Raw genomic sequence first — 17,145 nt, 5'->3', positions numbered from 1 at the left:
TAACTGAAAACTAAAATCTGCGAACTTATTCATAACGCAAAGCCTCAATCGGATCTAAATATGCCGCTTTAATCGCGGGATACAATCCAGAAACTAAAGCAACTAAAAAGCTAATCACAACGGCTGCAATTATCGCCATCCACGGAGCGACAAATGCAAAATCCAAAGCAGTAGAAATTCCCCAGCCGATTAAAACCCCGAGAATAATTCCAACAAATCCGCCTAATTGTCCGATGACTAAACTTTCGGTAAAAAACTGAAATGCAATCGTGGAGCGTTTTGCTCCAAGTGCTTTCCTAACGCCAATTTCACGCGTTCTTTCAGTTACCGAAACAATCATAATATTCATTAAAGCGATTGACGATCCAAAAATAGTAATAATTCCAATCACCCAAGCCGAAATTCCCAAAGCCGCCGTTTGCGACATCACCATTTGAAGCAACTCATCACTTCGAGTAATTCCAAAATTATTTTCCTCAACCGGATTTAATTTTCGCACTCTTCGCATCGTGATAATCGCGTCATCCACCGCCGCGTCAAGCAATTCCTTTTTATTAATCATCACTTTTAAGTCATAATTAATATTTGGAGCGGTAAAAAGTGAACGCGCAACTTGCGTTGGGATCATCACTCTCAAATCCTGTGCGTTTCCAAACGTCGAACCTTTTTCTTTCAATACGCCGATGACTTTAAATTTGGCGCCTCGAACCGAAATCACCTTGTCAATCGGGTTTACATCTTTTAAAAGCCCTTTCAAAAAGTCAGAACCAACGAGGCAAACATAACTGTTATTTTGAACGTCAAAAGCCGTGAAATTCCTGCCCAATTGTGTTTCCAAACCAGAGTTTACCAAGAAATTTTCATCCACTCCAAGAACTGAAATATCCGGATCTGTTTTCTTGCTTTCATATTTAATTTCGGCTGTTGAAGTTGCTGTGAATGACAAAGAAGTCGTCGTGAACGGATATTGGTACTTCTCCTGAAACGCTTTTGCTTGCGGATAACTGATGATTGGATTTATCTTTTCAACGCTATTATTTCGGTTGATTTGTGCCGAAGCATCGTACTGACTCATCGAAAAAGTATTCGATCCCATCGAAGAAAAATTGCCAGAAATTGTATTTTCCAAAGCCGAAACCAGTGTCAAAATCCCAACCAAAGCCGTGATTCCAATAGCAATAATCAACACCGTCAAAGTCGTTCGCAACAGTTGCGTTCTGATCGAACCCATCGCAATACTCACATTTTCTCTCAGCAGTTTTAGCATAATTTTAATTTTTAGTCAGGAGTCCAAACTCTAAAGTCAAATGTAACGCTCAATTCTCAATTCTAAAAACTAATTTCTAAAAATAAAGTAAGATATTTGCAACCCAAGTCCAAAGTTTAAAAGTCGAAGGTCGTAAAGTCCGAAAATCTGCTTAAATAGGTCTAACTGTCTAAAAATCTAAGAAGTCTAAAAATCGAATAAAAATGGCAAAACCAGGCATCCCAAAAGGAACCCGAGATTTCTCACCAATTGAAGTTTCAAAGAGACAATATATCATCCAAATCATCAAAAATAATTTTGAAAAATTCGGCTATCAGCCCATAGAAACGCCATCTTTTGAAAACTCTGAAACCTTGATGGGAAAATATGGAGAAGAAGGCGACCGCTTGATTTTTAAGATTTTGAATTCTGGAGACAAAGTTAAAAAAGCCGATTTAAATGCTTTGGAAAATGGCAATTTAGCCAAGTTTTCAAGTTCGCTTTCTGAAAAAGCTTTGCGTTATGATTTGACAGTTCCGTTTGCGAGATATGTTGTTCAGCACCAAAGTGAATTGGAATTTCCTTTCAAAAGATATCAAATCCAACCCGTTTGGCGCGCTGATAATCCGCAAAAAGGGCGTTTTAGAGAATTTTACCAATGTGATGCTGACGTTGTGGGTTCGACTTCGCTTTTTCAAGAAATTGAATTGGTACAATTATATGATTCGGTTTTTACAGAATTAGGCTTGGAAGACGTTACCATAAAAATCAACAACAGAAAAATCTTATCAGGAATTGCGGAAGTTATCGGAGCTTCTGATAAATTGATCGACTTCACGGTTGCTCTTGATAAATTAGACAAAATAGGCGAGGACGGCGTGAAAAAAGAAATGCTTGAAAAAGGAATTTCTGCCGAAGCTATTCAAAAAGTACAGCCGTTATTCAATTTTACAGGAACGATTTCCGAGAAAATAAGCCAACTTTCTGATTTACTTTCTTCTTCCGAAGAAGGTAGAAAAGGAGTAGAAGAGTTGCAATTTATCTGTGAAAAAGTCGTGGAATTAGGATTGAAAAAATCAATTTTAGATTTGGACGTGACTTTGGCCAGAGGTTTGAATTATTATACAGGAGCAATTTTTGAAGTGGCTCCGCCAAAAACGGTTGCAATGGGTTCCATCGGTGGTGGCGGAAGATATGATGACTTGACCGGAATCTTCGGATTAAAAAACATGAGTGGCGTTGGAATTTCCTTTGGATTAGACCGAATTTATTTGGTTATAGACGAATTGAATTTGTTTCCTGAAACGGTGACTACTTCTTCAAAAGCCATTTTCTTCAATTATGGAATTGACGAAGCTTTTTATTCGATGAAAATTATTTCGCAATTGCGCGATGAAAATATCAAAGTAGAATTATATCCAGACAAAGCAAAAATGGACAAGCAGTTTAAATACGCAGAAAAACGCTTGATTCCGTTTGCGGTGATGGTTGGAAATAACGAAATGGAAACCAAAACTTTTAGCGTAAAAAATCTACTGTCGGGAGAAAAACTTACGGTTGATTTTGACGGTTTGAAAGAATTATTGAAATAGGATTTATAAATTAAAATCAATAAAAATGAAAAGTCCCGCAACAATTGTTACGGGACTTTTTCGTTCTAAAAACCTAAAAATAAACTCTTTTTGTATTATTTGATAATTATTTTCTTGCTCAAATTACCATTCGTTGTTTCGATTTTTACAATGTAAGTTCCCGCGCTTATATTCGAAATCGGAATTTGAATTGATTGCTGTGCCTGATTTTCAACATCGTAAGTCCCTAATTTCTGTCCTAAAATACTGAAAAGCGTTGCTGAATTAACGGTGGTGTCAACCAATTGATTTTTGATATGTAAAACATTGTTGTTGCTGGTAAAAGCCACTTGAATTCCGTTTAAGAATGTTGGCGTTTCAGTTCCCAAATTTTCTCCGTTTGTAAATCGCAATGAAAATCTTTCGTCGAAAGTTCCTTCAGGTAATTCAATTTGAAAAGTTTCCGTTTTAATGTTGTGATAAATGGCTGTTAAACTATCGAAAATATAAACGGGCTGATTTTCGTCGAAATTTTCTATTTCATCAATTGCAAATTTCACTGTTCCGACACCGCTAGATTTTATCCCAATTTGGTAACTGTTGTTGATGTTGAAAAAGCCATCTCCTTGAATAATCAGTCTTTTATCTCCATGTAAAAAGTACATATCATTTTCTTGATCGTCCATAGTTACTGCGTCATATCCAGGATCAATTTCGCTTGTGGCATTCTCATTTGCGAAGCCTAAAAGTACTTGTCTGCGATAATCATCCTTCGTTTTATAACCCAGACGTATTTTCATAAACTGATTGTCTTCTTGAATTTCGTCTTCTGAATTATCCATGAAATAATCAACTTCTGGAATATTTGACGTCTGATTTCCGTTTCTGAACATCACTGAATTTGTACCGTCTTCCTTAAAAAACGCACGTTGGTTATTATTGAAAATCACATTTCCTCCGGCGGCACTTGCTTGGATAAAAAATCCTTGCCCAACTGCCACATAACGTCGTGGTTGTTTGGTTCCAGGGCCAACATTTGAAAGCGACGGATGTGACATGGCCACAACGCCACCTAAATTATTGTAAGTGGCATAACCGCCTTGATAACCCATTAAATTGTGAGTTCCGCCTCCAAAATGATCCCAGAAATACAAAGTTCCGGTTGTGGAAACATTATTTGCGGAGATAAAAGCTTGCGCATCCATCGCTGATGCGTAAGGATTTCCGGTCAAATTAATCAAATTTGCACCAATTGAAAATTGAATTAAACCGTTGTTAGGTTTTCCAACAAAAGTATAATTTTGATTGGCTGTCGCTGCGCCACTTCCTTTTAAAGTAAAGCCTTGAGCGGCGTTTAATGTTCCGTTTGGACCAGTGTAAACCCAGTTTGCGTAATCTCCTGCCGCACTTTGAAATCTATAAATCCAAAAACTTGCTAACGTAATTGGCGATGTTGGAGAACCATTGTAACCGCTAACCCAATTTATATTTGTTGGAGTTGTGGTGGTTCCGTCTTTAAAAACTCCGTTTACGGTATAACTATTGTTGTTTGAAGTAGTATTTGGAGTTCCAACAGGTGAACACCAATAATTATAGTCATAAATAATTTTGGTTCCTTGTTGGTCTCTTTCAATTGATCCAAAGCTGGTTACGTCTAAATCGCTATTTAAAGTTTGAATTAGTTGCGATTCTCCAACCAAATCAATTTTTCCGTCTAAATCTAAATAATGAGAAACTTCAATTTTTGAATCATTTGTTGCGCTCAAGGTATTACTTGAAACAATTAATCCTAAAAGAGTTTTGTTTCCTTGTGACTCCACGGCATTTTGCGTTTGCACGATGTTCCAGTCTATATTTATGGAAGGCGTTACAAGAGAAGGGCTGTTTGCAATGTTTTGAACAGCTCCATTTGACCAAGTTGCCGTATTTTGCCATAAACCATTTGTGCTCGAAACGTAAGGGAGAGGAGCGGTTTGACCAGCAATTATGTTATTGTCAGGATTCAAATATTTAATTCTTGCGTAACGATTATTGTCAGAAAGATCTTTTATGCAAGTTCCATAAAGCGTGTTCATGTCATAATAAGCTTGCAAATTATTCCAAGAAAGTGTCGCAATATCATTTTTTGTAATTGTATTTGGGATGACTTTTCCAAAAGTGTTTGTTGCACTTTTTAGAATTTCTTGATTCATGATAAATCGAAGTTGAGTTTCGGTCAATTCATTTGTCCAAATTCTAATTTCATCAATATCTCCCAAAAAACGACTTGTTATTGAAGCTTTTGATGTCCAAACTCCTCCGATAGAAAAATTGCTGCTATTTGTTGCTGGTGTTGGCTGTCCCGTTGCAGTTGCATCTAAAACACCGTCGATATAAATCTTGGCTGTACCGCTTGCAAAAGCTATTGTAACATAATGCCATCTTCCAGTGGTCACTGTAGCGTTACTTACAACTCTGTCGGCGTTATTCCAATTTCCCACAACCTTGCCGTTATTGTTTACATAGAATTGGTAAGCGCCACTTTTTGCTACAAAAACACCGTTATTGTTCGTTGTTCTTATCCATGAAGAAACGGTGAACGCGTTATTTAAGTTAACATCTTTTTCGCCCACGACAAAATCAGAATTATCATTTTCTAATCTGTATTTTGTGGTCGAAATATTTGCAACACCAAAACTGAAAAATTTTGTTGCATCAAAATCATACCAAGTTTCATAGTTTGTACCGTTTGTTGTCATTGGTACAACATCGATAATATCTGCGCTGGCAAAATTGGCAGTAGAAGAAACAATCATTACATATTCTTGGCTTCCTGTTCTTGTCAATGTAGAGAAAGAAGATTGAGGAATTGAAACAACAGTTTGTGCTACTTCGCCTCCAGTTTCCACGATTTTATATTTTCTTAGTGCTGGAATAAAATTTGTTGTTATGCTTGAACCTAATGTGACACTTGTTGTAGTTGTCCCTGTTAGGGTTAAAGCAGCATTGTTTGATCCCCATACTAAAAATGCCTTGTCGACTGAAAAGGTATTTGTGTTTGCGGTATTTGTAGTGGCAACTTCTCCTAAACCAATGGCCACTTCAGCAGCAGAATTAGAACTGCGAGATTGTTTTTGAGTTAAATCTGCCAGGTCATCACGGCCGATTCCGGCGATGTTAAAATTGTATCCGATATTATTATTTTGGTTCCAAATAACATTCCCTTCAGAATTTTGATAATCCATGGAAACGCCATTTGTGCCAAGGGTTATTCCATATTTTATGGCTAGATAACTCTCAATTCTTCTTCTTTCAGAAGCATCATTTTTTCTGGCAGAATATGTAATTGCTTCGGCAATTCTTCCATTGAAACTTCCGTTAAAAGCTTGACTACGACCTATCCAAAATCTTCGATTTGAGTATGATCTATATTGCGGCGCGCCAACTTCTTTATTTGTTATTGATAAGCCATTATAAAAGAGTTGTTGCGCTGTGGGCGTCGTTGCAAGATTTTGTCTCGCATTAATTATTCCTAATAAGTTGGTGTAAGTTGCTGCGCCAGTTTGTGCTATTCCATACCCTCTTGATGCTTCTGCAACTGGATTTCCACTACCATCTACTGGGCTGTTTCCTATGCAATAACTGATTATTTCTTGATCTAATCTCAGCGAATAATCTCCAAAACCAATTCCGGAAATATCTTCTTCATAAGTTTGCGTGTTAACTTCTTGTCCACAAAAGACGTCTCTAACTCCACTTGAGTTGCTTAAGGTTGTGCCATTTTCGTTAATTACAACTATAAACTGATCTTGACTGAAAAAACCACCTGTCGCATTAAGTTCTGCACGATTGGTTAATCCTGTGTAGTCACGTGCACTTAAATTATCGTTGTTAAAGTATACAACAGGATTGAAATTAACATTATTTGTAGGATTGTTTTTAAATATTGGTTTATTTGTTAGTGAGACATTTTCATCGTCGATTACGCTTGCGTCGTTTCCTTTTCCTAGATCTTGCCAAGAATTGATTGTGGAGTTGTCTGCATCAACATTTGTTCCGTTTATTTTATCTGCTTTTAGCCAGGTTTCAAGATTTGCAGTTATGCCACCGGGACCTCTTGATGGAGTTGTAAAGGTCGTTCCAATAATCGAGATGTTGTCTAAATAGAGAAATCGATTTGCATCCGCTAAATTTGCTATAAATCGAAACTGACCAGTCGCTAAAAAATTAAAGTTTGTGTTAAGCAAAGTTGCGTGGTATGCGTGATATCGGTTTGTAACATTAATGTCCCGTGTGGCACCTCCAGATGTTCTTACCATCACTGTTTTTACATTTTGCCAAGCGTTTGTGGCGACATCTCGATATTGTAATATCATCGTTTCTCCACTATTATTACTACTACTCGCTAAAAAAAATTTGATATCAATTTTATTGTATGGAGTGATATTAACGGCTAATGAATTGGATGTCAAGGTCATATTGGTTGTTCCTCGAAATCTGACTGAGTTTGCTCCGTTGTACGGTAATGTTGTTTGAGTGGCGACGTTAGTGCTTCCGACAGTCCATATGCCAGTATTTCCACTTTCAAATTTTTCCTGATTTAATACAGTCTGAGAACGACCTTGAAAAGTACATAACATGAAGATTACCGCGAGCAAAAGCTCACGGGTGAGGGGGTAGGTTTTTTTCATATCTTATGGGGATTAGATACTAATAATTTCGTTAAAAATAGATTTGGGTTTGTGAATACTACTATAATGTTATCGGGGAAACAACATTATAGTTTATGCAATTTTTAAAATGTTAATAATCTACTACAAATATAATGAAATTATATAAGATAAGTAGTAAAATGTATAATATTTTTTAGTTATGTCGTTGAAAACTAATTGTTTTAGAAAAAATAAAAAGCTCGAATCGTTAAGATTAGAGCTTTTTATTTTGGTTATTTTATTGAAGTCGTCGATTTGTTTAAATAAATAAACTTTTTTAAACAAAATACTATGATTGCAATAATTAAAATGGTTGCTAAAATATTGTTTTCAATTGGAACTCCCGTGGGATCGTTTCCTTCAAGAGTTCCATCTGGATTGTCATCGCCAGGTTGGGCAATCACGCTTAATGAATTACACATTATACAGAAGCAAAACCAGATTTTTAAATTTATATATTTTTTCATAGTTTTAAATTTAGTAGATAACTTTTTTATGAGTTATATTGCTGTCTTCTGTTGTGATTTGTAAAATAAGTGTTTGTCTTGCAAGGCCAATGTCATTGACTACTAAAGAATTTGTGTTGACATTTTTTGCTTCATATAAAAATCGTCCTCTAACGTCAAATATTTTTACATTTTTGATCAAAAGTAGAGAGGAATTAATCACCAAATTTCTTTCTTTTGTATAAACTATTAAATTGTTTTCTTCAAAATTAAAACTGGGATTTGCTAACGCGTTATTTAAATAAACCATGTCAAATCGGTCATTGAAAACCCCAACAGGCGAATTAAATTGATATTCTCCGTCATTTAGCTTGTGAGTGAAATTTGTTAGTTTGTCTTTGATAAAAATTTCTTGGCCGTTTTCGAACAATCCATCGACATGGTCAATAGCAATAGAAAAATTTCCGGCGATATCAGTTTTAAAGGTCAACGGAACAATATCACTATTTAAAAAAGGTAATGATTTGCCTTGAATTACAAATTCCTCTTCGTTTATCAACGAGTTTAAAGCAACTTGATTGTCGTTTATAAATCTTCCGTCAATTTTATCATCAATTCCTTCGGTTGCATCATTCATGTAAGCGACCATCATTTGATTTATTGGCATTCCGTCATGTGAAAGGTTGAGCCAAATTCTATGTTTTTCTTCTTCAAGATTTCTTAAAAATTGGTTGGCATTATTTCCGGTTCGCATGCTATTGTTGAAATTTACTGAAGAAGAAGTTGACTTTATGATAAATCCTTGTCCAACTTGAATGAATCCATTCGGTGTGATATTGCTAAGTCCGCCAGCGTTCGCGGTTCCACCAGCTTGCGTGTAAGTTGCATAAGAAGTTGTTAAAGAATTATTTGTCTTTCGCCAAAAATAAATTGCTTCGTTAATGTTATTTGCATTGATAAAGTTATTTGCATTAATAGTTGACGGATAAGGATTTCCGATGGCATTATATGTGGCATTATTTACGGGAACTGTATAATTTCCATTGTTCAATACACCGCTAAATTGGCCTTCCCAGATTGTTGGCGAAGTAGGGTGGGTGTTTGATACGCGAATTAAATATCCTTTTGCCAAATCAAAATTTGTGGTTGAAGGAGAGGCAACTACATTATATAGATTTGTCGTGGGATTGTAAGTATAAAAACGATTGGTTAATGTTGCAGGTGAAAAGGCTAATAGTCCTTGTGTAGCAGTGGGGCTTGACCAAAGGTTATAGTCTTGCCTCATTATAGCAGAAGTTTGTCTTTTGACAAAAGCTGTACCACTGTTTCCATTCGTATTTTTAGTCTGTAATAAATTTGAATTATTTTGAAAAGTTAATGTTGCGCCACTATTTACAGTTACATCACCAGAAATAGTTAAGTCAACTCCAGCATTGACAATAACGTTTGCATTATTTGTAACTAGAAGACTGCATGCAACTAAATCTTGGGTTGCTGTAAAATTTCCAGAAATAATTGCTCCCAAGGAAGCTGTAGGCAAACCATTTGACCACGAAGAACCATTCCAAGTTGTGCCACTAATAATTACGTTTTGATTGGCCGTTGATGTTTGTCCGTTTCCGTCGTTAAAAGTCCAAGTTACAACTGTTGTACCAAGAGCTGTTATAGGGAATTGAGTTGTTGTTGTTCCAGTAATAGATCCATAACAATTGCTACTTGCTGTTGGCGCTAACAAAGTTACATCGCATTGCCCAGTGATATCTGGCAAATTTGCTAACGTTGGAGGCGTGCATACTTGAATATTAAAAACTTCTCCGCCAAGAAAAGCGCCATTGTTTCCGGTTAAAGCAAATTTAAAGCTGTCAGAATTATTTGAACTATTGTCGTTCGTGTAAGTTATAAGATTGCTATTGATGTCAGCTTGGGTAAAAGTATTTCCCACATTCATTAAAACAGAATTTCTTTTTAAAGTTCCGTGAAGCGGAAGCTGTGTTATAGTATATTTTATTTGCGCCGTAGTAGCATTTGCTTGTGATGATGCTAATAAAATCGAAGTGACCGTTGCAGAATTTCCTTGTGAAAGTTTTAAAGTATTTTTTGCAATAGCCAAATCGTTCACGGTTTGTAATTTTCCGCAAATTGTAATTGAAAATGTAGTTAGTGTTCCGCCAGAAGAATTTGCAACACGATCTGTTGCTAGAAAAGTCCAAATTCCCTGTGCATTTGAATTTATAAATCGAGTCAGAGGTTGATTCGCTTTTTGCGTTCCGCCTAATGCAGGATTTGTTCCGCAGGCAAGATCAGTTCCAGCGTCATCAAACGTTACGTCAAAATTTGATCCAGAACAATCACGATTATAAACTTCTATAAAAAGTCCAGTCGGACTGCTAAATTGCATCTTTAAATCTGTAGCCAAACTATGAGTTGCTTTTAACTTGAAAGTCACTTTGCTGATTACAATATCATCAACAACGTTCATTTTGGCGATAACTGCATTCGTTGAATTGGTTTCCCAGTTTGCATTTCCGTCAAAATAAACATTTGAATAGGTTTTGCAAGTATCTTGTGCAATTTGAAATGAAAAGACTTCTGAATTCACTCCGGTAACGCAAGAATTTAACGGTCTGACCCTCCAATAGTTGATTGTTCCCGCAACTAAAGTAGTTGTTTGATAAGAACTTTCTGTTACAGTTGCAGTTTCAACTATTGAAGAAAAAGTTGGATTTGTCGCTATTTCTACAATATATGAAGAAGCACTAGAAATTGGATTCCACTGAAGAAGAACAGAAGTTTGCTGGTTTTGAGCTCCGTTCGTTGGAGATGTCAGTGATACAGTTTCAATATTATTGTCGAAGGTTTTTAAAACAGCATTTGCTACTATATTTGAAGTAGTTGAAGTTCCTTTTACTTCAAAATTGAAATTTCCGGTTGGTACAGTTGAAAGTCCCGAAATGGTTAAAGTTACATTTCCAGCAGTATTTCTAGTTGCAGGAGAAAACGTTGCAATCGCTCCCGAAGGTAATCCAGAAGTTGAAAATGTAACAGTTTCTGAAAAACCTGGCGCTGGCGCGTAAGCGATAGTGTACACTGCATTCGTCGGTTTGCAAACAGAAACAGTTGGCTGTGCAATTGTTAAATCATATTTATTCGATTTTATTTCAAAATTCGCATTTGAAATATCAAAAAAGATATTCGCAGCAGCCTCGACCTTAATTCTGTTATTTTTACCAATTAAATTTGGAACAACGATATTAGCTGTTCCAGTATTTGCCACTGCGGTCGCAAGTACAGTCGGATACGTTAAACCGCCATCTGTTGACATTTTGATATTAACAGTTTGTGAATAGGTCGCTGTATTTGTACTTGCGACATTCCAAGTCACCGCTTTTGTTTCGTTTACATACCAAACAACAGAAGTATTTGGCGAAGTGACAACAAATGGCCCAGCAGTTCCAACAGTTATTACAACATTTGCACTATTTGTCTGTGGTGCAGTTGTGTTGTTGTCTCTAACCGTCAATCTGAAATTTAAAGTTCGGGCCACAGACGGCAAAACTTCCCAAGTTGGAGTTTCGTTATTAATAATCGAATTAAGATTAGGAAAAACACGAAAAGCATCAATAGTTGGTGTCAATGATCGAAAAATCGGACCTCCAACGTTTGTGGCCAACGGAGGTTGCGTATAAGCCCCGTCATTATTATATTGCTCCCAGCAATAAGTCAATACATCTGCAGGATTGGGATCAGAACTTCCAGAGCCATTCAAAATGAAAGGCGTGCTTTTGGGGATCGTATAGGCAGATCCAGCATTAGCAACCGGCTCGGCATTTGTATTTGAAACTTCACTTTCGCAAGTGTGCATTGCAATTTGGGCAGTCATCTGCGCTAAACTTCGAGCATGAAAATAGGCATCGCTGTTTGATTGAACATTTGGCGCACAAATACCCGCATATCCCATAATGGTAGAAGCACTTCCAGGTTCGTAATCATCATTAACTTTTGAACCAAAACAAGCGTTATAGTAAGTATGACCAGCCCCAAATTGATGCCCAATTTCGTGACAAACATAATCGATATCAAACGGATCAAATTGTGGCGTAACAATTCCGGTAACACCATTGCCTTTTGAAACAGAACTACAAGGCGAAGTGCCTGCAATTCCACCGCCACCAGTACTGAAAACGTGCCCAATGTTATAATTATTTACGCCAATTATTCCTGATATATTTGCAGTATTGATGTCCAACATTTGCGACCCATCATAATTATCATAAGGATCGGTATTTCCATTTATATTAGTTCCATTAATATAAATCAAACGGTCGTTATTTGCTGTAATTTGAAATTTTACCGCCAAATCTCTCAAATAAATACTATTAACGCGGGTAATTGTGTTGTTCATGGCAATTAAAACCTGTGAAATTGTATTTCCATAATACGCAGAATATTCAGATGTACAAGCAATTGCAATCGTGTAAGTTCTTATTTTTCCGTCAGTTGTATTATTTATTTCATTGTTGTTAAACGATTTAGATACATTTTCAAATTCTTCATCTTCTGCATGACAAACAAAATCGTCAGACGAACTTCTTTGGCAGTCCGTTCGATCATAAACAATATATTGAGTCGTATTTCCTTTCGAAACAGGATCGATATAAATAGTTTTATGTCCAGTAATCAAGCCAGTAAATCCCTCAGGAGAAATACTGATATAAATTTTATTTAGAGAATTTTGCTTGCTAGTTCCATAAAATGATTGGATTTCAGGAAATTTCGCTTGCAATTCTGGATGAAAAACATTCATCTTTTCAATTTCAAATTCCTCAAAACTTCCGTTTTCCAAAGGAAATTGCAACAGAACTGTCTGAACCAGATTTGAGGTTTCTCTCGAAGTTGCTCCTTGAAGTTTTTGTTTCAATAAGTTAAAATCCAGTTCGAGCGATTTAAATTTCCTGACCTTATTTTTTCTGTTTTGAACCAATTGTGGGTTGTTTTCACCTTTTACTTTCCAAAAATTTGAAGATTGAGAAAAGAGACTTTGTGAAAAAACGAACGCCAAAAAAAATGTAATTAGTAGATTTTTTTTCATGTGATTAAAAAATTTTGGGGATAAATTTTTTTGAGTAAGACAACCATAAACATCAAATAGCGGAATAAAATGATGCATCCTCTATCAGGATTTATACATTCGTAATTCCAAATTTGCCGGTTATGAGAAGAAATTATTTTAAGATATAAATTAGAGATGAGTCTAAATCTCTTTTAAAAAAAAGTTGAGGTTCTTGCAAAAGACTTTTGCAGACTTCAGTTATACCAACAAGGGCGAGGTACAACAATACTAATGGGGTAGTTTTGTTCATAGTTTAATATTAGATTTGGGACTACAAACGTAGAAAAAAAGTTTTTAATAATGTTAAAATATTGTAAAATAATTTTTAATTATGATAATTTAAGAGCTGAACTTTATTTTTTCAATACATTTCCAAAATTTTTTTGAAGCGAATCATCAGTCATTTTCAGCAAGCGCAATTCCTGCTGGATGGCACTATCTTTTTTTCAAAAAAGAGAAAAAAAGGATAGTCGCCACCATCAGGGCTATTTGAGAAAGGTTTTCGAATTTTTGGAAACTTCACGACCATTGCGTGAAAACGAGGCGTGAAAAACAGCTTTTTAAAAAATAAAATTTCCCTTTAGTATCTAAAAATCTTTAAGTAAATTTGCCCCTTATTTTTTAAAAGTGCAGAAAGAAATCATTGTCATCATCGGCGGGCCCGGAACTGGAAAAACCACAATCATTGACGGTTTGCTTGAACGCGGACATTGTTGTTATCCCGAAATTTCACGAGAAATTACACTCGAAGCAAAAAAAGAAGGAATCGAACAATTGTTTCTTGAAAATCCGCTGTTATTCAGCGAGTTGCTTCTTGAAGGAAGAAAAAAACAACACAAGCAAGCGTTACAAGAAGAATGTGAAGTCGTTTTCATCGACCGCGGCATTCCAGACGTTTTGGCTTACATGCATTATATCGGCGACGCTTATCCTGCTTTTTTTGACGAAGCATGCCGTGAACATAAATACACAAAAATCTTTATTTTACCACCGTGGGAAGCAATTTACGAAAGTGATGACGCCCGATACGAAAACTACGAACAGGCTACTTTGATTTACAAACACCTTAAAGAAACCTACGAAAGTTATGGTTATAACTTGATTGAAGTCCCAAAAGATACTGTCGATAACAGAATTCTTTTTATATTGGGACATCTTTCGAACTAGAACTATGCAAGAAGCGCTTTCGATTCTTCAAAAATACTGGAAATACGACACATTCAGAACGCCTCAAGCCGAAATCATTGCTTCGGTTTTAGACGGAAAGGATACGTTTGCCTTGATGCCAACAGGAGGAGGAAAATCCATCTGTTTCCAAATTCCGGCCATGATGCAAGACGGAATCTGTCTTGTGATTTCGCCCTTGATTGCGTTGATGAAAGACCAAGTCGCCAATCTCCAGAAGCTAAATATCAAAGCAATCGCGCTGACCGGAGGAATTTCTTCGGATGAAATCAGCGACCTTTTAGACAATTGCCAATTTGGGAATTACAAATTTTTATACCTTTCTCCAGAACGTCTTCAAGCTGATTGGATTTTAGACCGAATCAAAGCACTTCCGATAAATTTAATTGCTATTGATGAAGCGCATTGCGTCTCTCAATGGGGACACGATTTTCGTCCGGCGTATTTAAAAATAGCTTCTTTAAAAGAACATTTTCCTAAAATTCCGTTTTTGGCGTTGACCGCAACCGCAACCGACCGCGTAAAAACAGATGTTATTTCGCAGTTGAAATTAGAAAATCCAGCGGTTTTTCAGAAATCTTTTGCCAGAAAAAATTTGGCTTATATGGTTTTTAATGTGGAAGACAAATTATATCGTTTGGAACAAATTTTGAAGAAAAATCCACAGCCTTCCATAATATATGTGCGAAATCGAAAAGCCTGCCTTGACGTTTCTTCTCAATTAAATTACCTTGGAATCAAATCCACTTTTTATCATGGAGGCCTGCATGCCAAAGAAAAAGATAAAAATATGAAGCTTTGGAAGAACGAAGAAGTTCAAGCAATTGTGGCTACAAACGCTTTTGGGATGGGAATTGACAAGGCGAACGTGAAAACCGTTGTCCATATTCAATTGCCCGAAAATCTTGAAAATTATTACCAAGAAGCTGGCCGAGGCGGAAGAAATGGCGAGAAAGCTTTTGCCGTTTTGCTGAACAGCCCGTCTGATGTGCAATCTTCTGAAAGCCAGATTTTGAATAATCTTCCGGATAGCAAATTTTTGAAGGAGATGTACGTGAAGCTGTGTAATTTTTTCCAAATTGCTTATGGCGAAGGGATTGACGAGCAATTTTCGTTCAATATCAATCAATTCTGCGTGCAATATAATTTCCCGATTTTAAAAACTTATAACGGTTTGCAATTCTTAGACCGACAAGGAATCATTTCGCTGTCGCAAGAATTTACAGAAAAAGTGACGGTTCAATTTGTCATTGAATCAAAAGAAGTCATGCGCTACATGAGCCTGAATCCGCAAGATGAGGAGATTATTTTGGCGATGCTTCGAACCTATCCAGGGATTTACGAAATAATTACGGCGATCAATATTTCGCTTATCGCTAAAAAATCCAAGTCTGCAGAAAATCAAGTTGTAGCAGTTTTAAATAAATTACAGGAAAGACAAATTATCGATTATCACGCAAAAAGCAATGATTCGACGATTACTTTTAACGAAGTTCGCGAAGATGATCGAACGATAAATCGGGTTTCAAAATATCTGGAGAATCAGAATGACTTGAAAAAAGCGCAGTTGAAATCGGTTTTGGATTATGTGGTGAATGACAAATCGTGTAAAAGTCGTCAGCTTTTAGATTATTTTGGAGAAAAAGAAAGCAAAAACTGCGGTATTTGTTCGTATTGTATCACTTTGAACAGAACAGAAAGTAAAGTTTCTTCAACCGCAGAAAAAATAGTGGATTTGCTGAAAACAAGTCCGATGAGCTCGAGAGAAATCCAAATGTATTCGAAATTTTCAGATGAGGCGATTATCTTTGCATTGCAACAATTGCTTGAGATAAATAAGATTGAGATTTTGCCAAACAATAAATATACCTTGAAATAAATGGAAAAGTTACGCATCGTTTTTATGGGAACGCCAGAATTTGCCGTGGGCATTTTGGATACCATTGTCAAAAATAATTTTGAAGTTGTGGGAGTTATCACCGCAGCCGATAAACCAGCCGGACGCGGACAGAAAATTAAATATTCTGCCGTGAAAGAATATGCATTGGAAAATAATTTGAGATTATTGCAACCGACAAATTTAAAAGATGAAACTTTTTTAGCAGAATTAAAAAGTTTGAATGCTAATCTTCAGGTGGTTGTGGCTTTCAGAATGTTGCCAAAAGCAGTTTGGGAAATGCCAAAATTTGGGACTTTTAATCTTCACGCTTCACTGTTGCCAAATTACCGTGGCGCGGCACCGATCAACTGGGCGATTATCAACGGAGAAACGAAAACGGGCGTGACCACTTTTTTTATAGACGATAAAATTGATACAGGAGCAACGATTTTAAGCAAAAAAGTTGCCATTTCTTCGGAAGAAAATGCTGGCGTTTTACACGATACTTTAATGAATTTAGGAAGTGAGGCTGTTGTTGAAACTTTAAATTTGATAGAAGAAGGAAAAGCGCAACCAAAAACACAAGTGGATTCTGACGATATAAAAACGGCTTACAAATTAAATAAAGACAATTGTAAAATCGACTGGAATAAATCTGGCAAAGAAATTCATGATTTGATTCGCGGGCTTTCGCCTTATCCATCGGCGTGGACATTTTTCAAAGACAAAGAACAAGAATGGAACGTGAAGATTTATGAAGCGAGATTTTCTCCAAAAGATCATTCAGAAGCAATTGGGAAAATAATTACGACCAAAAAAGAAATGAAAATTGCTACAAAAGACGGCTATATCGAAATAGTACAATTGCAATTTCCTGGGAAAAAAAATTTGAAGATTGCCGAGCTTTTGAACGGTATTAGTTTGAGTGAAGAAGCGAAAGCTTTCTAAGACCGCATAAACAGTGATTTGACAGTGATTTTATTAAAAACAAGTCGGTTTTATTAACAAAACGCTTAA

General features: G+C 36.3%; 8 protein-coding genes and 1 pseudogene. 4 read left to right on the top strand and 5 right to left on the bottom strand.

Annotated features, from left to right (window positions below; translation table 11 throughout):
* Window positions 1-25 precede the first annotated feature (25 nt).
* Complete coding sequence (locus ACFPVY_RS08945; RefSeq protein WP_379791636.1) at window positions 26-1,267, bottom strand: ABC transporter permease; 1,242 nt, start codon at window positions 1,265-1,267, stop codon at window positions 26-28.
* 203 nt (window positions 1,268-1,470) lie between these two features.
* Between ACFPVY_RS08945 and hisS the strand changes: the two genes are divergently transcribed.
* On the top strand, window positions 1,471-2,838 hold the full coding sequence (hisS, locus tag ACFPVY_RS08940) for a histidine--tRNA ligase (protein WP_379791635.1): 1,368 nt from the start codon (window positions 1,471-1,473) through the stop codon (window positions 2,836-2,838).
* Window positions 2,839-2,933: 95 nt separating this feature from the next.
* Here the strand turns inward: hisS and ACFPVY_RS08935 are convergent, their stop codons facing one another.
* The 4 genes and pseudogenes from ACFPVY_RS08935 to ACFPVY_RS08920 form a co-directional block, all read right to left on the bottom strand.
* Window positions 2,934-7,487: a DUF8202 domain-containing protein gene (locus ACFPVY_RS08935; protein ID WP_379791634.1), complete on the bottom strand. Its 4,554-nt coding sequence runs from the start codon at window positions 7,485-7,487 to the stop codon at window positions 2,934-2,936.
* 254 nt (window positions 7,488-7,741) lie between these two features.
* Window positions 7,742-7,975 carry a hypothetical protein gene (locus tag ACFPVY_RS08930; protein ID WP_379791633.1) on the bottom strand — a complete coding sequence of 78 codons (234 nt, stop codon included), beginning with the start codon at window positions 7,973-7,975 and terminating at the stop codon, window positions 7,742-7,744.
* A gap of 10 nt (window positions 7,976-7,985) precedes the next feature.
* Window positions 7,986-8,264, bottom strand: coding sequence for a T9SS sorting signal type C domain-containing protein (locus tag ACFPVY_RS08925; RefSeq protein ID WP_379792006.1), 279 nt, complete (start codon window positions 8,262-8,264; stop codon window positions 7,986-7,988).
* A 1,536-nt stretch (window positions 8,265-9,800) separates the two neighbouring features.
* Window positions 9,801-12,758, bottom strand: a pseudogene (locus ACFPVY_RS08920) (reprolysin-like metallopeptidase); the annotation flags it as partial.
* 933 nt (window positions 12,759-13,691) lie between these two features.
* Between ACFPVY_RS08920 and ACFPVY_RS08915 the strand changes: the two are divergent.
* From ACFPVY_RS08915 to fmt, 3 genes are read left to right on the top strand one after another with little or no spacing between them, the layout of a single operon-like run.
* Window positions 13,692-14,231, top strand: a complete 540-nt coding sequence (locus ACFPVY_RS08915) for an AAA family ATPase (protein WP_379791632.1) — start codon at window positions 13,692-13,694, stop codon at window positions 14,229-14,231.
* Window positions 14,232-14,235: 4 nt separating this feature from the next.
* Window positions 14,236-16,128 carry a RecQ family ATP-dependent DNA helicase gene (locus tag ACFPVY_RS08910; RefSeq protein ID WP_379791631.1) on the top strand — a complete coding sequence of 631 codons (1,893 nt, stop codon included), beginning with the start codon at window positions 14,236-14,238 and terminating at the stop codon, window positions 16,126-16,128.
* Window positions 16,129-17,076, top strand: a complete 948-nt coding sequence (gene fmt, locus ACFPVY_RS08905; RefSeq protein ID WP_379791630.1) for a methionyl-tRNA formyltransferase — start codon at window positions 16,129-16,131, stop codon at window positions 17,074-17,076. It abuts the gene before it with no gap.
* The last annotated feature ends 69 nt before the right edge of the window (window positions 17,077-17,145 follow it).

The sequence above is a fragment of the Flavobacterium qiangtangense genome, assembly GCF_042658345.1.
Taxonomy (GTDB): domain Bacteria; phylum Bacteroidota; class Bacteroidia; order Flavobacteriales; family Flavobacteriaceae; genus Flavobacterium; species Flavobacterium qiangtangense.
This window is presented reverse-complemented; position numbering and strand designations above follow the sequence as displayed.